19 protein-coding genes are annotated in these 23,726 nt (G+C 40.7%); 3 read left to right on the top strand and 16 right to left on the bottom strand.

The window, feature by feature from the left end; all coding sequences use genetic code 11:
- Positions 1 to 59 precede the first annotated feature (59 nt).
- The 3 genes from AC27G9_RS09735 to AC27G9_RS09725 all read left to right on the top strand — a co-directional run bounded on the left by AC27G9_RS09735 (position 60) and on the right by AC27G9_RS09725 (position 4,517).
- The gene (locus AC27G9_RS09735; RefSeq protein ID WP_487073533.1) at positions 60 to 1,016 is read left to right on the top strand and encodes a polysaccharide deacetylase family protein; all 957 of its coding nucleotides are present in this window, start codon (positions 60 to 62) and stop codon (positions 1,014 to 1,016) included.
- Positions 1,009 to 2,253: a glycosyltransferase gene (locus tag AC27G9_RS09730; protein ID WP_487073531.1), complete on the top strand. Its 1,245-nt coding sequence runs from the start codon at positions 1,009 to 1,011 to the stop codon at positions 2,251 to 2,253. Before AC27G9_RS09735 ends, AC27G9_RS09730 begins: the two co-directional genes overlap by 8 nt.
- 101 nt (positions 2,254 to 2,354) lie before the next feature.
- A complete protein-coding gene (locus AC27G9_RS09725; RefSeq protein ID WP_487073529.1) occupies positions 2,355 to 4,517 on the top strand; it encodes a hypothetical protein in 2,163 nt (720 codons plus the stop codon).
- 126 nt (positions 4,518 to 4,643) lie between these two features.
- Here AC27G9_RS09725 and AC27G9_RS09720 read toward each other — a convergent pair whose 3' ends face one another.
- From AC27G9_RS09720 to AC27G9_RS09645, 16 genes are all read right to left on the bottom strand, one after another.
- Positions 4,644 to 4,871 (bottom strand): hypothetical protein, encoded by a 228-nt coding sequence (locus tag AC27G9_RS09720; protein WP_487073527.1) that lies wholly within the window; start codon positions 4,869 to 4,871, stop codon positions 4,644 to 4,646.
- Between the two features lie 333 nt (positions 4,872 to 5,204).
- Complete coding sequence (locus tag AC27G9_RS09715) at positions 5,205 to 6,635, bottom strand: oligosaccharide flippase family protein (RefSeq protein WP_487073525.1); 1,431 nt, start codon at positions 6,633 to 6,635, stop codon at positions 5,205 to 5,207.
- A 260-nt stretch (positions 6,636 to 6,895) separates the two neighbouring features.
- A complete protein-coding gene (locus AC27G9_RS09710) occupies positions 6,896 to 7,720 on the bottom strand; it encodes a sulfotransferase domain-containing protein (protein WP_487073523.1) in 825 nt (274 codons plus the stop codon).
- Positions 7,721 to 7,728: 8 nt separating this feature from the next.
- On the bottom strand, positions 7,729 to 8,910 hold the full coding sequence (locus tag AC27G9_RS09705; RefSeq protein WP_487073521.1) for a glycosyltransferase: 1,182 nt from the start codon (positions 8,908 to 8,910) through the stop codon (positions 7,729 to 7,731).
- A 3-nt stretch (positions 8,911 to 8,913) separates the two neighbouring features.
- Positions 8,914 to 9,984 carry an acyltransferase family protein gene (locus AC27G9_RS09700; protein ID WP_487073519.1) on the bottom strand — a complete coding sequence of 357 codons (1,071 nt, stop codon included), beginning with the start codon at positions 9,982 to 9,984 and terminating at the stop codon, positions 8,914 to 8,916.
- Complete coding sequence (locus AC27G9_RS09695) at positions 9,977 to 11,905, bottom strand: acyltransferase family protein (RefSeq protein WP_487073517.1); 1,929 nt, start codon at positions 11,903 to 11,905, stop codon at positions 9,977 to 9,979. The genes AC27G9_RS09700 and AC27G9_RS09695 overlap by 8 nt, the downstream gene beginning before the upstream one ends.
- A 1-nt stretch (position 11,906) precedes the next feature.
- Positions 11,907 to 13,790, bottom strand: coding sequence for an asparagine synthase (glutamine-hydrolyzing) (asnB, locus tag AC27G9_RS09690; RefSeq protein ID WP_487073515.1), 1,884 nt, complete (start codon positions 13,788 to 13,790; stop codon positions 11,907 to 11,909).
- Between the two features lie 185 nt (positions 13,791 to 13,975).
- The gene (locus AC27G9_RS09685) at positions 13,976 to 14,290 is read right to left on the bottom strand and encodes a hypothetical protein (protein WP_487073513.1); all 315 of its coding nucleotides are present in this window, start codon (positions 14,288 to 14,290) and stop codon (positions 13,976 to 13,978) included.
- Between the two features lie 2 nt (positions 14,291 to 14,292).
- Entirely contained in the window at positions 14,293 to 15,870 is a 1,578-nt protein-coding gene (locus AC27G9_RS09680; protein WP_487073511.1) for a GMC oxidoreductase, read from the bottom strand.
- On the bottom strand, positions 15,860 to 17,161 hold the full coding sequence (locus AC27G9_RS09675; RefSeq protein WP_487073509.1) for an O-antigen ligase family protein: 1,302 nt from the start codon (positions 17,159 to 17,161) through the stop codon (positions 15,860 to 15,862). Before AC27G9_RS09675 ends, AC27G9_RS09680 begins: the two co-directional genes overlap by 11 nt.
- Positions 17,162 to 17,171: 10 nt before the next feature.
- Complete coding sequence (locus AC27G9_RS09670) at positions 17,172 to 17,567, bottom strand: hypothetical protein (protein WP_487073507.1); 396 nt, start codon at positions 17,565 to 17,567, stop codon at positions 17,172 to 17,174.
- Entirely contained in the window at positions 17,551 to 18,696 is a 1,146-nt protein-coding gene (locus AC27G9_RS09665; protein WP_487073505.1) for a glycosyltransferase, read from the bottom strand. The genes AC27G9_RS09670 and AC27G9_RS09665 overlap by 17 nt, the downstream gene beginning before the upstream one ends.
- Entirely contained in the window at positions 18,693 to 20,600 is a 1,908-nt protein-coding gene (gene asnB / locus AC27G9_RS09660; RefSeq protein ID WP_487073503.1) for an asparagine synthase (glutamine-hydrolyzing), read from the bottom strand. Before asnB (AC27G9_RS09660) ends, AC27G9_RS09665 begins: the two co-directional genes overlap by 4 nt.
- Positions 20,601 to 20,604: 4 nt before the next feature.
- Positions 20,605 to 21,414, bottom strand: coding sequence for a glycosyltransferase family 2 protein (locus AC27G9_RS09655; RefSeq protein ID WP_487073501.1), 810 nt, complete (start codon positions 21,412 to 21,414; stop codon positions 20,605 to 20,607).
- 4 nt (positions 21,415 to 21,418) lie between these two features.
- Positions 21,419 to 22,909 (bottom strand): exosortase A, encoded by a 1,491-nt coding sequence (gene xrtA / locus AC27G9_RS09650; protein WP_487073499.1) that lies wholly within the window; start codon positions 22,907 to 22,909, stop codon positions 21,419 to 21,421.
- Positions 22,890 to 23,726: an XrtA system polysaccharide deacetylase gene (locus AC27G9_RS09645; protein WP_487073497.1), complete on the bottom strand. Its 837-nt coding sequence runs from the start codon at positions 23,724 to 23,726 to the stop codon at positions 22,890 to 22,892. Before AC27G9_RS09645 ends, xrtA begins: the two co-directional genes overlap by 20 nt.

The following is a 23,726-nucleotide window of genomic DNA, read 5'->3' as shown; positions in this document are numbered from 1 at the left end:
AGGGGTACATGTTGCCCCTCTTTGAAACTGACATGCTCCAAAATTGGGACCGATGATTTATGCTTTCTGGCGTATTAAAAGCAGTGGATGCAATTAACAGAATTAAGCTGAAAAGTACTCCCCTGCCCGCACTGTACTTTCACAGAGTTTTGGCAAGAAAAACGGCCTTTTGTCCAGATGATTGGCATGTAGACGACTTTAAATCGCTAATCAAAAAGTTAAGTAAACATTTCACATTACTATCCCTCGAACAGGCGATGGCGTGCTTAGAAGATCAAACGCTACCTATGAATGCTTTGTGCTTGACGTTTGACGATGGGTACGAAGATAACTTCGAACTCGCGGCACCAATCATCGAATCGGTGGGAGGCAAAGCCAGCTTTTTCATTGCTTCTCAAGGGACTGAGAGAGGCTATTTGTGGAATGATATCCTACTGGAAACAATTCGGGCCACAAAGAAAAAGGCGCTCCAATTCGATGGAGAGACATTTTCGTTGTGCTCGGAAGATGAAAAAGCTCACGCATATCTAACACTAGTCGCAAAGTTAAAAACCCAGCCAAATGACAAGCGAGACGCAGACGTAAAACAACTCCAACGGTTGCTGGGTAACATAGAAGTGGAACGATGTATGATGACACAGGCACAGTTAATAGAGCTGCAAAGACGAGGACACACCATTGGTGGCCACACTCATACACACAGTATCTTAGCATATCAATCAGAGGATCAGGCTCAGTTCGAAATTGAGCATTCTGTTACCTATCTCAACGAATGCCTTCCAACACGCGTGACCTGCTTCGCCTACCCAAATGGATGGTTTAAAAGTGACTTCAATGAACACCACGAATCGATGGTGCAAAAGTGTGGCATTCAGTATGGCTTTGCCACAAATGATGGCGGTATCACGAGAGATAGCTGCAAAACGAGACTTCCCAGATTCATGCCATATCGCAAGGAGCTCAACCAGTTCTGTATTTCAGTAAAAAAAATAGCGGGAGAAAAACTCAATGACTGATCATGTAAAAACACTTTTGATGGTAGCATTTGAGTTTCCACCGAGTAATGGCGCATCTGTACCAAGGATAAACAGCTTCTATCGCTACTTGAAGCAATGGGGTTGGCGAGTAGTCGTATTGACTGCTTCCCCCAGTGCTTATCAGCGCATTGATAATACTTATCAAGATAATGATGATGATTTAGTTTACCGAGCCTTAGCGCTAGATGTCCCAAGGCACCTCGCAATCAAAGGAAAGTATCTCTCGTCTATGGAACGCCCTGACCGTTGGGGAATGACATGGATTCCATTCGCGATTCACAAAGGGAAAAAGCTACTAAAACAGTACAAGCCTGACGTAATTTGGTCTTCCTCGCCGATTCCGAGTACCCACTTCATCGCCCAGAAATTATCTGCGGTAGATAATACTCCATGGGTGGCAGATTACAGAGACCCTTTTCATTACATGAATGGTTCCGCGGGGGTCAAACTCGACAAGCAACACAAAAAAATTGATATGCAAACGCTGAAACAGGCCAGTAAGTTGACGTTTGCTACTGAGCAGGTGCGAGACTTGTATTGTAAGCAATACGGAAATTTAGTCCGCGACAAAAGCGTTGTCATTGAAAATGGCTTCGATGAGAGCAACTTTGTAAAGCTTTCGACATTACCTAAGACTGAGTCCCCATTCTCTGAGAAGAAATTCAGTCTATACTATTCCGGCGTACTGTATTCCCATGGAAGGGACCCGAAACCCATTTTTAATGCACTTGCGACACTACAGCGAAAAGGACTGGTTTCAGAGAATAGTTTTGAACTCGTTTTTCAAGGTGCGGGTGACGGTAGCGATTTTCGACTACAACTGCGAGAGTTAGGTATAGATAATCTCGTTAGATTTATCTCTTCTGTCCCCTTTTTAAATGCTCTTTCAAATATGATGGAATGCGATGGCCTTCTACTGATTCAAGACGAAAGATTCAACAAACAAATCCCAGGAAAACTCTACGAGTATCTGAGAACGCAGAAGCCCCTTGTAGTAAAATCTCCTGAGGGTAGCGCAACGCAGTCTCTTGCGAACGCCTACCAAGGAGTATTGAGCTGCTATACAGAATCAGAATGTGAGAACGTTCTTTGCACGTTATTAGAAGAACAACTCGGTGAAATTAATCGGGATGTGACTGGCCACAGCAGAGAGCACAAAGCTCATGAATTAAATGACGTATTGATGAGCTTGCAAACGATTACGAATGAAAACTGATAATTAACCCTCAGAATATATACCTATCACCCCTTGCTGATATCACGCTCAAACCTAAACTTTTAATTACCTTGTTGTTAGGTTTATTCAGGAGTAACCAAATGAAGAGCCTATTAACTGCGATCGCCGCTACCTCTGTGTTTTCCGCAACTATTACTTTCGCTGAGCCCGAGGTGTTCATGTCGTTTGATTTTAAAAACGGCGCAATAGAACAAGGTTTCGATGAATGGGTCTACTCAGACAAAGGAGAAAACCCCTGCGGCGTTTATAATGGCGTCAACCAGTCTAAATTTTGTTCAGAGTCTAATTTTAAGTTTTACCCGTACTACAACAGCAGAAATTCTGATCATATGGGTTGGCTAAAATATGGCTATATCGATGCCGACACACAATACGCAGTTCGAGGTACTTCGTTAAAAATCCATTTGACCGGTGGTATGTACAAGAGCGTTGATGGATTAGCAACCTCAGACGGTAAAGAAGTTCGGAGCAAAAGTGATTTTTCCTCGTCTGCAGATTTGGGGAAACAAGGTGTTTTACCAGGAGATATAGCGCTGTATTACAAAGGCCCGACGTCAACTACGAGAATACCACAACTTCAAAGTAAAAACAGATTTTCGGTCTGGGTGTTAATGCCTCGAAACAGCGTCGACATAGATAGCTATTCAAAAAAATTCTATTCTGCACCATTAAAAAGTTTTTCTTTTTATCCATTTGTAGATTCGAGTAAGGGAGCACATTACTATCATCACGTTGCAAATATCCCGTTGGGTGGATGGACCAAAATGCAATTTGACGCCAGTCCAACAAATAAAAATACGGGAGCTCCAAACAACCTCTATGCATTTAGCGAAGGTGGCACAGAGTACTCAAATAATGCAAAGGAATACTTTTCCAATATAACTGCTTTTGCTCTTCGTGCTGACTTTTCCAAGCGACTACCCGCAAACTCAGTATATTATATAGACGAAATAGAGACTCACTACACCCCATACGAAAATGAAGAAACTATAAAAAGTATCTCTGTTGGTTACTCACCCACAAATAAACAATTTGACATTTCGCTTGAAGATAAATATCGCTGTCTCGATTGTAGTGCAATTTACGAAGTACGTTATTCGTTTTCACCCATCGATAATACTAATTTTGATCAGGCATTTTTACCCGCTCATACTACAAATTTTGATCGACAGAAGTCTAATAACGATGGGTTAATCCATAAAGCCAATAACGGCTACAACCTCATATGGGCAATGATGAAATTGCAAGACGATCACGAAATACTTTTAAAGCCAAACACTAAAATTTATTTTGCAGTAAAAGATATAACTAATAGAAAATCGGAGAACCATTTACCGGAAGACCTACAGGAAGTGAATGTTCCAAATGTTGGCCTTGTATCCAAAGTTGATTTAGTAAAAACAATTGAGTATGAAATTGTGGATGTCAATTACCCGCTAGAAATCAATACTGATGACATTGAAAACCCAATCGTGGGATACATTTATGACCAACATATCCAAGTTGAAGGCGGAAAAGCACCGTATGACTTAAAAGCGATTAATCTCCCTGATGGTATTACTTTGACTGACCACAAACTAGCGGGGGTAGTTTCACAACCAGATGCAAAAATCGTAAAACTATCCGTCATTGACAGTATGGGTAGCCTGATCGACGCTGAAGTTAACATTGAAGTGCATTCGGAGGACAGTCTAAACATCAAACAGTGCCAGGTGATTGCAGACTTCGACGAACTTAATAGCACTCCATCACAGTATTTTGACAAAGTTTTTCATGATGTGTACACAAACATTTACCAAACAGGAATGACTACGGTAGTGGGCAGCAATGGAACTTTTAACTATCAAGGAGTGACTGGACTAGGTTTAGCCCTTTTTCCAAATGATGCGATAAATCTTGTTTGGAGAAATGTTGGAACAGAAGACATTGTTTTTGCTCCAAAGCTATCTTTCGCGACAGATTCTCGTTTTGTTAAGGAAGAACAAAACGATTGGATGAATTTAGCTCAGACGATAGTTAAACCAGACAACATAGCGGTAACAAGATATCCGGTGGGTGAGTTTAAAAACATTAATCATGTTAACGTTAATAGCAACTTTTCAAATTATAAGACACTGATATTAGAGAGAATAGAAATCGTAAGCGAGCAATTTTCAATTGATGACAATTGCAGTAAACCAACCAGTTTTAAAAAAGCGAAATATAATACCGACCTTTCATCGAGCAATTACCAGTCTTCTTAATCTCTGGCATTTACACAATCATCTCAAACAAAGCTTTACTAAACGAAAAGCTCGACCTTGAAGAAAGAGTCAACAGTACCGTTCTCACCTTATGAGGAGTGTATCACCAAGGCAGTGACTGACTCTTCAGCTATTTACCACATCGTCGTCGTTAATTGGTAGCCGTCTCTTTTTGAGAGCCATCACTATGATGAAAACCAATCCCAAAGGAGGAATCAGACCGCACACAAAACCAACAACTGAGTACAGTATTGCAAAACTGCTATTGCGCCGTCCAAAAACATACCCAGCCACTGCACAAATGATTGCAAATGCAAAGGCTAATTGACCAACTAAACTTGCACTAATATCCATAATTAATACCTAGACTACGGGCTTCTGTAGTTGCAGTCTCCACGGAGTTAACTGAAACACTCCGACCCCCAATTTACGTTTTTGTGATATTCTGAAAAACACGTTTGCCTAGAAATAGACTATTGATCAACATACTATCACTTTCCTTATTCATATCTATAATAAAAATTAAATTAAACTCTTCACTTGAAAAAGTCTATTTAAGAAAACTAGAAAGAAAGAGCCATATTATTCACGGCTTTATATGACTTCACTACAATACTCTTGGCTGTCCATTACAAAAAACTTGAGCAACCTCTGGAAACTCCAAGCTGATAACACATACCACAAAACTTAAGTAGCGCTATCGGTCTTTTTTGGCAGTAGGGCCACTAGCATTTTGAGTAGCGGGTGTTTAAGCAAGAGCAAAGCACTAAACCAAAACACACCCGCAAATAGTGAATGTAAGATAACGGCTACGAAGGAGGTCGCATCCCATGAGAATAGGTGGAATGGAATTATCGGTAGGAGGCAAATCAGCATCACAGCCGTACTCTTGCTACACGACTTTAGGATATGCCCCAGCCCGATATCAAGACATTTTTGCAAATAGTAAGAAGTTACAATAAACCTAAACAGTTCCACGAAAATCAGCGATATGGCAATTGCTTTTAGTCCATATGGAGCAACTACTATTAACATCAGCAATCTTGCCGCAGTAGTGACTATGCTCATTCTCAATAGCTGCACTTCGAGACCTGTACTGGTCAGCAACTCATTCACGTAGCGGCTAATCGTTGATATCGCAAAAGCGACACATAGGTACGGTACTAACGCAATTGCGTCAACCCATTGTTCACCAAAAAGTACCAAAACCACAAATTCGGCATGATACCCTAAGTAAACTAAAAACGGCCATGCAATGCATGTGACAACGCAAACAATCTCTAAATAAGTTCCTTGAACATTCTTCTTCTCTCTTTTTAACTGTGAAAAAAGAGGAACTAGAACACGTTTAATAGCGTTAAATAGAAAGTGGTCAAGCATCATAATCGCAGCCATTCCTTTATCTAGAATCGCCACAGCCTCCTCATTCAACAACTTACCAATGATGATAGGCTGGCCCTGTTCATTAGAACTATTGAGAATATTTGCACCACCGACTCGAAACACAAACGGTAGTACGTTTTTAGCACAATGCAGTTTTGGGAGATAGAATTGGCGAGCTGGTGCCAACAACTTAACTAGAATAATCGTCGTCACTGTTGCTGATAGAGATGCATAGGCAAGACTCAGGGCCCCATACCCAGTGTAAGCAAAGTAGATTGCGACAATCAAATGCACCGTTTGGCTAGACACCGTAGCGAGAGCCAATCTTTTAAAGTCTAAATTTCTTCTAATTTGACTCTGTTCCAATATGCCAATGGGAATAAGCAGTAAATTAATACAAAAAACATTGAGAATTTCGCCAATTTCAGTATTGGAATAGTACTTTCCAATACTTTCTGAAGAGAAGTAAATGATTAAACTTAATGAAATACATATAAACCATGAGACAAAAAGTGCTCCTGACTTTTTATCATTTGTTAGGTGCTCTTCTTTAATTAAGAAGCTCGATAGTCCCATGTCTCTGAACATCTGAGCAACTGCGAAAATTGCTCCAGCGATCGCAAATGTTCCTATCTCTGATGGAGTAAGTAATCTTGCAAGAACGACTACAGATACAATTCTAATGACAACTTCAAGATAATTTGATGCAAAAGACCACAAAAATGCACTTCTCACGAAAATACCTGCAGTGTAAACCGGTGGGGAAAAGTAGACATATGCTTCTCTAATCTACCAACAATACCGTAAAGCCAAAACAAAAATTAGTAGATAAATACTGACATGCTTTCATTAGCAAAACTTGAACGCTATCTACATTGGGAATACTACTAGTTTCTACTAATGCTGTCTTAACAATGTGTACTTATGTTTAATATTATTTAAGTTGAAATTACCCGAGTTTGCTTATTTAAAAGTTCCCCCAAAACAGTAATTTCCTATCGAGCACAACATGCATCAAGCTTAGCCATTAACTCTACACAAAGGCTCTCCACTTCATTGTTTAGCTTAGAACTATTCTCTTTTCTAATAGAAGTTTTCGAAAAAATCGTTGAAAAGTCATAATCCGATACGTCAATTTTCAGTTTGGCAGACAACTTTGAAAAGTGTTTCTCTGGTTCAAACATAAGGTCTTCATATTTCCAAAGAACAACATCGTCACGCTTTTCTAATCCCTGAGAGAAAAACAGTGAGTTTCTCACATACCAGAACAAGCAAGCGCAATCCAATTCTGTAAGCTTTTCTGAATATACCGCTTTCACTGTTTCAACTAACTCTTTGGGTACGTTCTGAGAGCGCCAATTGTGTTCATTGCATTCAAGAATAGGGTTCAAGTTTCCGCGCCCAGAGGTATTTGGAAACTTTTTAAGGTCTGAAAGTGCCACATCGAGAAAATCACGATACAACCAAACTCCCGTGACCTCTTCCAGGGCATCTAATATCTGAACAGCATTTTGACTTTCTACCAAAGGCTTCATGACAATTAGAGGAGCTTTGACCTTTTCTAACTCCCTTTTTACATCCGTCAAAGAATTCAATCTAATATTGTTCGGACATTCTGATGATAAAGAGCTAAATTCACCGAAAGTGCGTGCATAGGAAAAAGAATCAAGCACCCTAGATAACAGGGTTGTACCTGACCTTTGACAACCAAATATAGCCACAATTTTAGACGAAGAATTAGTCGCATACCTAATCTGCTGATACAGTGGCTTAATGTATTTTGATATTTTTGTTGTGGAATCTGTAACTTTATTTTTCATTCTGTATATTACTCATCAAATGTTTGTCTTGCACACCAATCCCACGTGTACTTCCCAAATACTTCAGCACGGTTTTGCCTATCATTTCCATCCGCTAAAAGCTGCAACAGGGCATTTCTCATATTAGGGCTATCGTCAACATCAACCAATACACCCAAATTTTCTTCACTCTCAATTATATCGGGGGCACTACCGACGTTAGTAGTTACAGAAGGGCATCCACAAGCTAGCGCTTCCGTAAGCACATTAGGGCTTCCTTCCCCTCTACTTGCTAGGCAGAACACGTCAGCGGCGTTATACCAATCGACGAGACTATCGTTGGGAACTGCCCCAACAAAATGCACATAATCATCTAATTCACTGTCCTTAACCAACTTTTTCAATTGCTTCCGAAAATCACCTTCAGGCCCCTCGGAACCTAATATGTAGAAATGAAACAGTTCCTCTTTTGATTCAATTTCAGCCATGGACTTAATGACTACATCAAAGCCTTTTCGATGGATAAGAGAGCCAACACCCAATACAATCTTTTGAGTTTTGGGCAGATTTAAAAGCGCCCTACTCTCTCCAACAGGCTTATAGTAAAACATTTCGGTATCTACACCATTTCGAACCACAGTGACCTTTTCTTGGCTCACCCCCATCGATATCGCTCGGTTTGCCATCTCAGTACTGAGAGAAATAACTCGGCCAACTTTGTTCAAACAGCGCGCAACTGATGCTTCACGAACATCGCCATCTTGAGCATGAAACGCTTCCATCCCTCTTAAAGTCACTCGGTACGGTACATTATACTTGTTACTTAAGTAGTCTCCGGTAGGTAGATCGGGAAACGTCCAATGTAAATCAACCAAATCGAAATCAAAGCCAATGTCCGCAATAACCCGTTTTACTGCGTTACGGTAGGTCGAAATTTCAATAGCTTTAAAGTGCCCAGGTATTGATAAATATCGTGGATGGTAAATCGTTAGCTCGCCCCGCTTTGTTACACTGGGCACCTTGCTTAGGTGTTTGAATTTCTCTACGTATGGATGAATTGGAGACCAAGGAATAGGATTAATTACAGTGATGTCGGCGTATTTCGCCATTGCATTTAATCGGTTGTACACAAATATGCCGTGATTTGGTTTCTCGGAATTCGGAAACAAATAGCTGATTGCGAGTATTTTTTTTCTATTGCTTGCTGGCATAACCTATGCATTTTCCTTGTGAAACTTCAAATAAAGTTTATTCAAACCATTTTTTAAATTACTTTTTTGTTGTTCTGCCCAATAACCAATAGTAAAAACGATTAGCAAAGGGATAACTACTAGACTCACGCGATAGAGAGTGTTTTCTGGGTCGGTCGGCGAGATAGCTGCGATCATTTGGATTATAGGGCGGTGGAATAGATAAAGAGCAAATGTACAAGCGGCCACATTTCTTATTACGCTGGCGAACCTTTCCAGCATAGGTCCTATATAACGAAGCATAGACGGTGCGAAATATAGGTGTATACAAAACAATATTGCATCAAAATAATCGCCATAAAGTTCTTTTCTAGCAATCAACGGTCCTGAAAATTCTATATCACGTATGAAGGGACCTAAAAAAACCATCACCACAATCGCGCCTAGAGAGACTATTGCTGAGATCGCAGAGTAAGGGCGTTTAGGCGTACTTGACATTGCTCGATACAAAAAATATCCCAACAGCCAGATTGGAAAAAGCGCAGTGATTGTAGGGCCTGCAACCAGTAAAATAACTATGAACCCCAAATACTTCCAATACGATTTAAAATAGAAAATACAAGCGAAAGCAATGTAATAAACCCATTCGAATGTTAATGACCAGAAGGGTTGGTTGATACCTGGATTTAAGCCTAGGTCCCAAATATTTTGAATCATCAAAAATGATAGAGAGTAAGTGATGAGAGAATTGTCGACGTCAAAAGGCCAAGGCCCGCTTGTATAAAAGTTAGGATCTACGTAATACCCTATTGCGTCAGCTAAAAACGTTATTACAAGCGCTGGGATTACAACGGAATATAATCTACTAATTCTGGCTATAGAATAGTCTTTTAATAACGTTTCTCTAGTCGATGATATGTACGAAATGACAAAACCTGACATAACAAAAAAAATCATAACCGCAGTTTGGTCAAATTGCTTAGTTTGCCAGAACAAACCACCACTAATTTTCTGAGATGCTATATGGGATAAAAAAACGACTAAAGCGGCACCAAATCGCCAAACGTCTAAATACAAAGATAGATGTTTATTCAAGATGTACTCCGCTTTTTATCATTGATTCAAACTCGGGAGGGATATTCACTCCTTCAGTAACAACTGCATCTAAATGGCTACTATCGAAGTAAATTAGTTTATTCTCGTAATACGGAGAACATCCGTTTTCACACAGCCAATGATTAAGCGATGCGAAATATACATTTTCGATATTGTCGGAAAAGCTGCTCAAGGACATATTGATTGAGTCTATTTTTTTTGTGTCTGCAACATAGTCGCAATCGAGTAAAGGGTACAAGATGGCTTTAGCATGGCATTGCCTATCAAATCGTTCGAAGACAGGAACATTTCCCAGAACAATAACCTTGTGAGTTTTACTTAGTATGTTTAATACCTCGAAAAAATCATCGAGGTACGCATCATTTTTTTCCAAGTAGTAATGATATGCAGATGAAATGATTATCGTATGGTAACGTTCTAGCGTATTCCTAACGGAATTTATAGAACTGACACAATCACTGAATCTTTTACCTTTCAAAAGCTTCTCTAATCCAGAGAAGATTGGAGGACATGCTGCATGGGAAATGTTTCTAAATCTCCAGCCTTGCTCGTTCGCAATATTTTTTAAAACCCCGATATATTGCGCGGCATTCGAATCGCCCCACAACAAAACACGTGGAGTATCTCCCTTGCCTGACACACAGTTCTCATCTATCAGATGGGTGTGCTCTACCCGCCAATATTGACAGACATGCTTGTATGAATTGGGAGCTTTCGCATTGTTTATTCTCTCTAACAGCTGGCTTTGATACTGAGCACTCAAATTTCTCAACCCAAAGCCATTTGAATAGATAACGCATGTACTGACTATGGATACTAAAAATATTGGAACCACAGCTTGTTTGATAAATAGCTGTCTAAATGGCAATTTCTTGTGTCTGAATCTCTCTTCGACAAATTGCCAGTTTAGGTGAGCAAAAGCGAATATCAGTACAATTAAGATAAACTGAAATAAGAGAGTGGGTTCACCATAGCCGTAGCGATAGAATGCCAAAAGCGGCCAATGAACTAAGTACGCAGAGAACGATATCTTGCCGACCCAGAGCGTTACTCGATTGTTCAGCCATTTTGCCAAACTCGATGAATTATTGAATCCACCCCAAATAAAACCTGCAGCAGCTAATGTCGGTAGTAAAAATAGAACCCCTGGGAATGTGTGATCTTTATTAATCAGTAAAACAGATAAAAGTAGTGCAATAAATGATACCGGAAACACCCAGCTCGCTTCTTTCGGTTTTTGTATAAAACCGAAATGCAAAAAAGCGGCAAGCCCACCGCCTACTAAAAGCTCACCAGCTCGGGTAGGTAACATGTAATAAACAAAGGAGTGATGAGACTCAATTAGCCACTCGGCTATCCCTGCGGATAACAATATAGTCAGCACAAGCAAGGAACAGAATGCGGTGGCATTAAGTCTCTTATAAAAGAGCACTATCACTAGAGGCCATACGAAATAAAACTGCTCTTCAACTCCCAACGACCAATAATGTAGTAGCGGTACTGTGTAGCTACTTGCAGCGAAGTAACTGGTATCGGCGAACTTCCAAAAATAGACATTGGGTAACGACAGAGATGACCAAATAGCAGAAGATGCAACATCTACTGCATCTTCTGGCAAGTACAAAAATTGCGTAATGAGGACTGTAAAACAAATCACCGACAATGCAGCGGGCAAAATTCGTTTTATGCGCCGACTATAAAAATCTTGAAACGAAAACCGGTTCTCACTTACCGCCGTTAATATTTGTGAGGTAATCAGATAACCAGAAATAACAAAAAATATATCAACGCCAACAAAGCCACCCTCTAGGTAACTGTGGTCAACGTGGAAAACAATCACGGCGAGCACTGCAAATGCTCGTAAAGCGTCAATGTGTGGGTGATAAATCGTCTGACTCATGCTAACCAGCGTTTCTTCTCAGCCACTCTTCCAACACTACCAATTGCCACAAGGTTTTGTGATGATCATATTTATCAGCATTATGCTCTTCTATAAGCTGAGCGATTCGTTCTTCTTTGAAGAATTTGTGAACACGAGAATCTTGTGCCAACAACAAGTTTTGGGCATATTCTCGCAGTTCATTTTGAAACATCAGCTTTAAAGGTGTCGGGAACCCCATTTTCTTTCGGTAGATGATGTCATTTGGTAAAATACCTTCCATCATTTTCTTCAATGGGTATTTACCTTCACCTTTGCTAATTTTGTGTTTTGAGGGAATGCTTGCGGCAAACTCCACCAGTCTGTAGTCAAGAAAAGGAACTCTCAGTTCAACCGATGTTGCCATACTCATTCGATCGGCTTTAATTAGCAGGTCATCCACAAGCCAAGTCTTCGTGTCGAAATACAACATTTTACTGAGTTGGTCGTTGCTTTTTGTTTTATCGAACAGCTGCGCTGAAAACGCACCATGGCCACTGCCGGCTTTAGCCGACTCTAGCTCAACTTTAAAATCTTCTCGATAAAGCGCCTCTTTTTGTGCATCGGGATAGGTGGACATACCTTTGTAACGTTGCTCAATAGGCTGTGTTGCCATATTTAAGTATTTGGAAACTTTATGACTTTTACCCAACAACGTGTTTGAAGCACTGGCGAAGAGTTCTGTGCCCTTTTGTCCAACAATGCCGCGATATTTTTCCAACACGTTCATATATTGGTAAAGATCATAGCCAGCAAATATCTCGTCAGAGCCTTCTCCGGATAGAGCAACTGTCACTTTTTCTTTCGCCAACTTTGAAACGAAAAAGAGCGAAATAGCCGCAGCTTCGGTAACGGGTTCATCCATTAAATGAATATATTCGGGTATAAAGTCAGCAAACTGTTGGGGGGTTATTTTTAACTCATGATGATCAGTGCCAAACTTTTCAGCTACCATCCTAGCGTATTGAGTTTCGTCAAAATTCTTGCCAAAGTCATATGCTATCGAAAACGTTTTAAGCGGCTCTTTCACCTTATCGGCAAGCAATCCGACGACTGCGCTAGAATCGATGCCACCACTTAAGAAAATACCCAACGGCACATCACTTCTCAGGCGCAAATCGATAGCACTTTCTAGCAAACGTTTACTTTCTTGTAAGTAATAATCGAATCCTTTGTCTTCGGTGTTATTAAACTTCAAATCCCACCATTGTGTGATCGTCATTTGACGTCCTTTAACAATGGCAAAGTGCCCTGGCATTAGCCTGTTAATGCCCTTGTGTAAGGTTTTTTCACCAGGGATATAACCAAAACTCATGTAGTCATCTATTAATTCGACGTTGAGCTCAGGAAGCGAATTCAAGCCTTTCAATATCGCTTTGGTTTCCGAAGCGAATATAAACTCCTGCTCATCTTGATAATAGTAAACTGGTTTAATTCCTAAACGGTCTCGAGCCAAAAACAATGATTCAGTCTCATTGTCATAAATCGCAATGGCAAACATACCATTGAAACGATTCAAACAGTCTTTACCCCATTCGATGTAAGCACTGAGGATAACTTCGGTATCTGTGCCTGTCTCAAAGACATAGCCTTTCTCTTCTAATTCTGCACGAATTTCAATGTAATTATACACTTCACCGTTGTAGGAAATAACGAAACGCCCTTTAACCTCAACCCTAGGCTGATGTCCTGCTGGAGTCGGATCTAAAATACTTAAACGTAAATGGGCGAGACCACAATGAGTATTATCAGAAACCCAAATTCCGTTGCTGTCCGGACCACGATACGGCATGGTATCTCGCATAGCAGCAAGTCGTTGTTCATCAACCGTATTACTATAGTTTAGCGTTCCTAATATCCCGCACATTTTCAGAAGATCCTATTAACTATATTTGTACTCTATTCCATAAGCAGGCAGAGTCTATTGTTATTGCTAAGTTTTAAGGTAACAGAGGCTGCCCTTTGCCCTCTCAAGTCCTACTCTTTTTTTGCAATCGAGCTTACGAGTATTCCAGCCCATGAGAATTAAAAAAGCCCCTAATTTACAAGTTGCTAAAGCTTTAGAAGTGTAGAAATGCCGGCCGCCTCTGTTTTACTCATCACCACACCTTCAAATTCAAAAATGTCGTCGGTCAAAAAGTCATTTTTTATTTTGCTTTTATAGAAAGAAGGGTCATTGATCCCATTTCCCAAAGAGGCAATAAAGCTCTCTGGCGTTTGCTTAAAATGATTTGTCCAGCTCACGTACAAAGAAGTAAGCATGTCAAGATCATCACTAGTTGATAATGACTCCAGGGAAAAGCATTTTGTAACAGACAAAGAGCTCGCTGCCACTACAGTTTTAAGAAAGCTTCTTCTACTTGTCATCTTTATGCTCCACTCTTTAAAAACTCAGCTAACCGAACAGACAGCGCAGAGATTGTTAGCGTTGGAGGCACATGGCTTCCTGTCGGGAAAATACTAGAGCCAGCTACAAACAAATTGTCTACACCGTGAACCTTGCAGTTTTTATCTACTACTCCATCTTCTGGCGTATCAGACATACGTGTAGTCCCCATATGGTGGTGTCCGAACCCCGTTTGATCCCCAAAAAGTCTGGATGCTCGCTCTTTCAATATTCTCAATCGCCCAAGGGATGTGATTCCCATGTCCCTTGCAAAAATTTCAAGAGACTTCCACATTAACTCTTGATTTCGCTCTGAAACTCTCCAGTCGACTGAAAGTTTGTTTAAGCCCAATTCATCTTTTTTGGATGATAGGTATATCCGATTTTCTCTCTCAGGAATCTGTTCCACCATCATCGGTATTTGATAACCCAGTTTATTTTTTGCACTTTCGAAGATTTTTGTATCGAACTGTTTTCTTGCGATAGCTTCAATTACCATGTCGGCATCGAGAATCAGATTTCCGTAATGAGTAAATAATTCTTCTGGTAATTCACCTCTGGTCAAAGCGTTTTTCATTATGTGAAATGAAGATATGCCATCTGACATACCGAACTCAGTTCCACTAACAACTGGCATTCGGAGATTAATCAATTCTTCATCTTTCAGCGCTTTTTCCGTTAATTCAAAGAAAGCAACTAAGAAACGTTGTCCATCGAAACGACTCATTGAGTCCAGTTTTGAAACATCACTAATAAGATGAGCAGCATTCATAGTAGGATGATCCATAAAATATCGCCCTACGTTATCGTTGCTATTTCCTAATTTGTTATTGTATTTATTGTTGAAAAGCAAAAGCATACGCGCATTTTCCATCCCCCCCATTGAAAGAACAAATCGATCTGCTACCACCCTATGTCTTTTGCCGTTATACGTTGCAAAAGTAGCAGCAACGATACGTTTTTCAGTTTCATCAAACTCTACATCGACGACACTTGCATATTTGTACAAAAATACGTTTTCACTTTCTATAAGAGGTTTCCCATGAGAAGCGAAGAACCGGGTGGGAGGTAATGATGCCTTAGCAATACCAAGACGAGAGAACTTAGCTTCTGTCATCAAGTCGGTCAATCCCATAATTGGTAACCAAACTTCATTTGAATATCCGTCGTCTCCGGTCTGGCAATACTCTGCAGCCTTTAAGTAGTAGGGAGCAATATCATCATATTCGATTGGCCAGCCGCTATGCTCAATCCACGCGCGTTTTTCAAAGTCAATTGGTGAAAAGGGAGAAGTATTGTTAGCCCAATGGTTACTCGCTCCGCCTAAAAAACGAAGTCTTGAAATTTTCGGGTCGGGATAATGTCGAGGAAAACTATCTGCTTCATAGAAGGCTTGAACATTGGCGTCAAACTGCTCTCCTCCGGCATCAAGTAATACTACATCTGAACCTGTTCCATTTAGTTCATTTGCCAAGGTAATTCCCGCAGGCCCGCCCCCCAAAATGCAGATATCTGTTTGAATTACTTGATTTTCGGTAAGTGTGCGCCCATCAATTAGCATTTTGTTCCCTAGTCATCGATTGTTCTGTGAGTTTACTTACTATAGGTATTAAGGCTATCAGCCAAACTGCAATCTCAAAAATTTTATTGTTTGAAAACATACCAGCAATTAAATAGCAAACGAAGCCCAAACACAGCCCTGTCTGAATCAATAACAATTCATTGTCTACATTTGCTTTAGATTTAATCAATCTTCTTACTTGGAGCAAACTCTTGAGCAAAGAAAAACTAATCAAACAATAAAATGTTATTCCAATGATACCATGGTCAGTCAGCATCCCCATCAGAAAGTTATGGGAGGCTCTTCTTTGCAAAACTTGTTCTCCCGCTTTCACTTTTGATAGGTATTCTTGAGGAATATACAACGGACTTAGTATCAGTGTTGTTCGGTGCCCTTGGCCTACTAATGGCTTTTCTTTGAATATCTCATATTGCGCTTTGATTATAACTAATCTTGACGCAGCACTTTTATCTTGAATCTCCCCAAAACTATTTGTTTGCGTTGTTTTAAAACGTTCTATTATTTGCGGGCCCAAAAGTAACCCAAAAGCAACGGCTCCAAGTGTGGCTAATGAGAAAAAGACTTTTTTTACACTCGGTGGCACGAAAAAAATAGCCACTACGCCAGTAAGAACGAGCGACAAAAGTGCACCACGACTCTCCGTCAACATTATGGTATTTAAGATAATTAGTATTGCAAATAGCAGTAAATACTTAATTTTACCTAACTTTATTAAAAGCATATATGAGGAAGCAACGAGTAAAATAGATAGGTGTTGCCCAAGCCCATTTGCAGACTCAACTCCGGGGCCACCTACCCCTTCAAGCCTTCCTCCACCATATGAATATCCCAAGTACCCAAAATATAGTGCTCCCAAGGCATTACAAATAACAAAACCTACAATATCTTCTTTGGTTTTTATGCATTGCTGTATTAAAAGTATCAATATGAAGTATTTGACGACCAACAATACGAAAATTGTGTGATAGGCACTATTTAAAACCCAAAAATATTGAAGTAACAGATACAAAAAGAAAACCAAGTAATATTTTGATTCTTTCGAACTGAGCCAACCCTCTTTTTTCTTAGAGAAGAATACCGCGGCGAGCGTAGCGAGTGCCGCCAAAAAGGACCATCTCAAATCCGGTAATGATTGTCCCCACCACCTGCCAACTGGGTGCGCGTAGAATGCCAAAAGATAAGCGTACAATCCCCATTTTGGATCTTTGCTAAACGCTCGGAATAAACAACCAAAATAAGCGGCAAGAAATGCTATTGCAGTCAATGACAAAGCTAATCCCCTACTTTATCCAAATCCTATCAGCCAATAAATAACCGCTGTTTGTTTCTCTTGCATGAACTTCTATCGTAAGGCCGCGCTCGTGAGCCAACACGGCCAACTCAAACATAGCTTGTCCCTCATTATCCTTGATATCAAACGCAAATGCGTTTCCCGCAGAAATAACATATCCGAAATCACTTGCACTCTTGATATTTATATTACCGTTTATAAAAACTAACCCTAGCCCATCACTATTTAAATATACTTTGGTTGTTTCACCAACAAATTTGCAGTAAGGGGTTGATGTTTGACTTGGCTTACAAATCGAAATAGATGGGTCACCCTTCAAAAAAAATACGCCGCCAAGAGCTAAAAGTACTACCATCAGTGTAGTAAGACTAATCGTTAGTTTCATTTGCTAGTCTCCTTGCCAAATTAATAACTTTTCTGGCATTTTCCTGCCAGATGAACTGCTTGTCTAACACACTCTGCTTAACCGCATTGCGCTTGCAGTCTAAAGTCTTATAGGAAGTTATCGCTGTAGTAAGCGCATCTTTGAATCCCGTCTTATCACCCTTTTCAAAGAAAAGCGCAGTATCATCACTGAGGATTTCCTGAATGTTTGGGGTTTTTGGTGCGACGATCAACGCTCCTACTGCCATATACTCGAACATTTTTAGGGGAGATGCATATGCAGTTACATCTGGCTGTAGCGCAATATCGAAGTCTTTAACAAAATCCAGTACTTTGTCTCGCGTGACAAGTCCTTTAAATTCAACTTTTTCTGAAATACCCAATTCTTCTGCTTGTTTTCGCAAGTCAGGCAAAATATTACCATCGCCCACACAAACTAGTCGCAACGGCAACTCTTTGTGTTCAGCAATTGCCTCTATTGCTTTATCCATGCCATGCCAGGGATGAATGAAGCCGGTAAAACCAATGACAATTTCATTTTTATCCACATTGACGTCATGCTGCATCATTTCATCGATAAACAGCTGTCTGACTCCATTGTGAATGACCGTGATCTTCGACTCGGGAATAGATACTTCACGCATATAGTCTGCTAGTACATCAGTAACTGGCAAACAATGCGTCGCACCCCGCCATGTAATATTCTCAATCCATTTGGCAAACCCTTTTAACGCCAATCCGCTATATTTTCCGCGTTCCTCCACTAACGGAGCATTGATCTCTAACAACAGAGGGACGTTGAACAACTTGGCCGCTAATACACCCGCGGGTTGGTATAGGTTGTAGCGTTCATAAATCACATCTGGCTTAAACTTTAAAATTGCCACAACTAACTTAACGAACACCCAAGCGCTATATGCCAGCTCTAGAATTTCGTAAAGTGCTTTTGGCAACGCCTTTTTTAATTTACTTACAAAACCGCCATCTCCGCCGAAATCTGCATTTTCGTTAACTTGTGGCGCAACAAAGTAAAGTTCATGGCCCAGTTCATCAAAAGCGTTAGTCAACTCTTCAACGTGAACATATTGGCCGTCTTTCGAGGCTATTCTATGGTGATACAGTATTTTCACTTTTTTTGTATTCCAAAGTGTTTTTCTAAAAATGCATTGAAAATAAGAAGCGACCAAATCGTCATACCATGTTCGTGTCCACGCTCATGGTGCTCATCAAGTAGCGCGTGAATTCCTTCGATAGAAAACAAACCCGTATGCGCCAAAGAGCCTTCCGACAATTTAATTTTTAACGACTCTTTTGGGACCTGGCGTAGCCACTCATCAATAGGAGAAGAGAACCCCATTTTGTTGCGCTTTGTAACAAAGTTGGGCAATAGGTGCTTAAACCCGTTAACTAGCAATCTTTTTGTCTGAGTCCAAGAGATATTAAGTGCAGGTGATGCGGCTAGCGCCCGTTCCACCAAGTGATGATCTAAGAACGGGACTCGAACTTCTAGCGAGTTTTTCATACTTGCTCGGTCGACCTTTGTGAGAATACCGCCCGCAAGGTAAGTTTTAAAATCAATTAACTGTATCGCCTTAAGTTTATCTTTACTCTTGCATTGTTGGGCAATGTTGTTGAATAAAGACAAGCTACTGTAGCCATTGAGCTGCGCTTTTAAGCTTGTTGAATAAAGCTCCGCTAGTAAAGATTGCTGGGTAATCGATATCGCATTGTGATAACTGTTTATCGCACTACCCGCTAATGCATTTAACGTGGTTTTTCCTCGTAAAAATTTGGGTGCGGTTTTAAAGTTTGGATAAAATTTTGCTAACAACCCAAAAGCTCGACTTCGAATAAAGCTTGGTAAACAGTGTCGGATTTTCTCCTCAACCCAGAGCATCTTATGGTTGCGATAACCATACAGTAGCTCGTCCGCACCATCTCCTGACAAAGCCACTTTTACATGTTGTGCAGCTACGCCTGACAGAATAAATGTTGGAATAGCAGAGTTATCAGCGAAAGGCTCATCATAGATATCTATTAGTTGATCCATGAAGGTAAGATCATTGATGGACACATTCGTATTTAGATGCTTGAACCCCAACTCTGACGCGAGCTGCTTAGCGTAAAATGACTCATCATATTTTGATAAGTCAAATCCTATGGAAAATGTATTAATAGGACTAACGCTGTGTTTTTGCATTACCGCCGAGATAACAGAGGAATCTATCCCACCAGAAAGGAAGCTCCCCAAAGGTACGTCAGCCACCATTCGCATGGTGATTGCTTCTTCAGTCAGCTTTTCAAAATCTGCAGCGATATCTTCGGCATTAGTGATATCGTCTGAAACAAAATCTTCAATGTTCCAATAACATTCTGGTGATATCTCAAAATCGGTGGAATTAAGATTAATGCAGACGAAGTGTGCCGGAGGTAATTTATATACGTCTTTAAAAATGGTCTTTGGGTCAGCGACATAACCTAATGAAAAAAAGTCTTCAATAGCCTCTGGGTTGAGCTGTTTTTCAATTTCCGGGTGCTGTGTAATGGCTTTTAACTCTGACGCAAAGACAACATCGCCACTAGTCGTCTTCGTCCAATGCAGCGGCTTGACCCCAAGTCTATCTCGCGCGGCAAACAACATATTATTGGCTTTATCAAAAATGACAAAGGCAAACATACCTCGCAATTTTTTTACCGCTGACGAGCCCCATTCCTTCCAAGCGATTAACAATACTTCTGAATCGCAGTGCGTATTGAATTCATGCCCCAGCGACTCCAACTCTTGTTTCAACTGCTGAAAGTTGTATATCTCTCCGTTGTAACTTAACACAACACCATCGCGAACTATCGGTTGATGCCCTTTTTCCACGTCAATAATAGAGAGACGTTGGTGTCCCAGCCCCACATTCTCATCAATGTAGAACCCTTCTCCATCTGGCCCGCGGTGGCGAAGTGACGCGGTCATTGCTCGCAATGCCACCTCGTCAACATTTCCACTCGATATCGGTTTAATCCAAGCTACTACCCCACACACTGGGTTATCTCCTTTGAATTCGCTTGTATAGTCCGTTTAACCCCCAAAAATACTTGTGTTTTTTCATGAGGTAGAAGATACCCGCCAAATGCGAGAAATGAAATTTGTTGAGCTTAAAACCACGGGATAGCTCTTGTGCATCATGAATAACCGACACATCTGGAACATAATGAATTTGATAGCCAGCTTGCCAGACGCGAATACAATAATCGACATCTTCTGGCGAATAAAAGATGTTCTCGTCTAACATGCCTACTTTTTCAACAACGTTTTTGGGTAACATCCAACAGGCTGAGATCGCGTAATCCACCGATAGCGGCTCAGCCACCAAAGATAAATCACTAGGTTTTTGTTCCATTTTTTTCAGGAACAAAAAGCGCTTTGCTTTGCCCCACAATGTAGGAAACTTATCACAGGAAAGTTGGAAATTGCCTGATGCATAAGTGATCTTTGGTACCGCAAGGCCAACGTGCTCGTTCTCGTCGAGATAGTCCATTAGTCTATTTAGTGCTTCAGCGTTAACATAAGCATCCGAGTCCAGTACCAACACATACTTTCCCGATGCTTGTTTGAGCGCTTGATTTCGAGAATACGTAGTCCCGGTGTTTTTACCGAGATTAATTACGTTCAGCGAATCGCCGAACTGTTCGTGAAAGCCATTAATACATGTTAGAGAATCGTCTACTGAGCCGTTTTCAACAACAAAGACCTCCGCCTCTAGTGCCGCACTCTTAATGGTTTCATGAAGCGCACTTAAACATTTCCCAATGTGTTTTTCTGAATTGAAGGATAGAATTACTACCGAAATATCCACGTGTTCACTCACTTTTTTGTTGTTGTAATTGTACAAGTGCTTCGACTAAACGTTCTTTTGGAACGTCTCCAGTAGTAGCAGCATATAATGCTATACCACCAAAGTCATCAAGAGTTAGTTTACTAAATAACTGTAAGCTTTTTACGGCCAGCGGTTTTGACGTAAACTGTCCGCTCACTTTCCACATGTAAACCACATTCACTGATCTACCCATACCATCTTTGAGCTCCAAATATCGGTAGTACAGCTTTTTATCGTCAATTCGGTGCACTCCGGTTTCAGATTTGGCCACTGACCATTTTTCAGGATCGTATGGCCTATTGCTCCAGGTCAGCAGTTCCTTCTCATCTCCCTCAGTCAGATATACAATTTCGTGGAGTATTACGGGTTGACCTTCAATCACAATCTGTGAAGATTTATACAAATCATAGCCAGAGTAGACTGGCTCCCAGTCAAAGAATGGGGTAATTGAATTAGACTTTGTATCTTGAGTATTGGCACTTGACAATGCAGAGGCTTGATAGCTGCTAAACGCAGACATAAACACCGGCCCCAGCCCAATTATCACAACACCGATAAATAGGCGTTTTTTCGGTATTTGTAACTTGAACTCTTCGTCGCCTACCTTGGGTAGTTCTTTTTGATCGTAAAATAGCTTTGAAAACATAATAACTAGCGCAGTCACAAATAAGAAAAATACCCACCCGTAAACAAGATGGTCAAAGCCAACTGCCGCTTCCATATTACTTACATGGCCAATGTAGACCATGATAAAAGCTCTCATTCCATTCGCTACGATAGGAATAATCAAAACACAGACTAAAAATACGAATTGTTTCAGTCTTGAGCGGATTTCTAAATGCGCGATCAACAGGCCAATTGTTACTGTCGAAAACAAGAATCTGATCCCGCTACAGGCTTCAGCTACGTGAAATAGTCCCTCGGGAATCTGTAAATACCAGCCTTCTCTGTAAACAGGAACGCCTGATAAATTGAGCATTACGACTGTTAAATCAGCAGTCACCTCTTGCAATTGGGGAATTAAAAATTCACCGAAAGGCACTGAAAGAATAAAAAAGCACAGCGGGAAGAGTAAATGACGAAGCGTGACAAAGCCAAAAACGCCCCAAATTAAGAATAGAGGCATCGACATCAAGGCAAATTGTTGCAGCGCATTGATCAATGAAAGTTTACCAACAACATAAACCAACACAGTAAATAGCAGACCTGTTAAACCCAGGAAAGCGTCTTGTTTTTTGCGGCGCGCAAGGCTAAACGCGAAACGCTTTCTGTAACCAAGCCACAATGCAATAGGAGCAATAAGAACGGCGTGTTCAAAAGTGGTCGATTCAAACCAAGTGAACACAATACGTTCAAATGTACTGAAATAAGCTATTATCCATAGCGCAGCAAGTAACAAAGATAATATTTGCTGTTTTAGAGTAATAGTAACTTTTTGGAAGGTTTCAGGCGTGTCACTTGATGTAAGCGTCATACATTGTCACCCAGTTAAAATCCTTTAACAGCATTTTGATTTTAGCTTCCATTTTTGAAAGGTTGACGTAGTGCCTGAACTTAGAACGCCAGTTCGCATCTTTGATATAAGGCTGCTCAGGATCTATTTCCCAAGGGTGAAAATAAAAGCTGTAGGGTTCGCTCTCTGATTGCATAAAGTCCATAATGCGTTTCTTGGATAGCCAGTATGGGTAAAGCCTATAAAATCCGCCTCCGCCAATACCTACATTCTTTCCTTTTTTGTGGATAGTTGGAATTGGGATTTCAATAATCCCTTCTTCTCGCTGATATTTAAAGCGAGGCCACTGAGGTACGCCGTATAAATCATGCTCTATGGGGTATGTACTCGAAGAGTATACGAAGCCTTGTTCGGCAAGCACCTCATATACCCATAAGTTTGAGTCGTTGACTGAAAAGCTTGGCGCTCGATAACCTTTAAGCGCTATGCCTCCGACGTCTTCGAGAATTGCTTTACTGTCGTATACATCTTTTTCGAACTGGCTTCGCGACATAGTAGTTGCGCGTTGATGCTCAAGACCATGGCTTGCAAGCTCATGTCCTTCATCAACTATCCGCTTTATAACGTCCGGACAGCGCTTTGCTACCCAGCCTAGGGTAAAAAACGTGGATTTGACATTATGTTCAGCAAACAAGTCTAACAGATGATGCGTATTTTGACCGACGCGTAACTGTTGAGCATCCCAACTCGCTTTGTCGATCACCCCCTCGAAGGCAGAGACTTGAAAATAGTCTTCTACATCGACTGTCATTGCATTTAATCGGCTGTCCAACTTCAT

The organism is Alteromonas sp. 5NS40-0096, assembly GCF_057544385.1.
The sequence above is the reverse complement of the archived record's forward strand: the minus strand, read 5'-3'. Positions and strand labels throughout refer to the sequence as shown.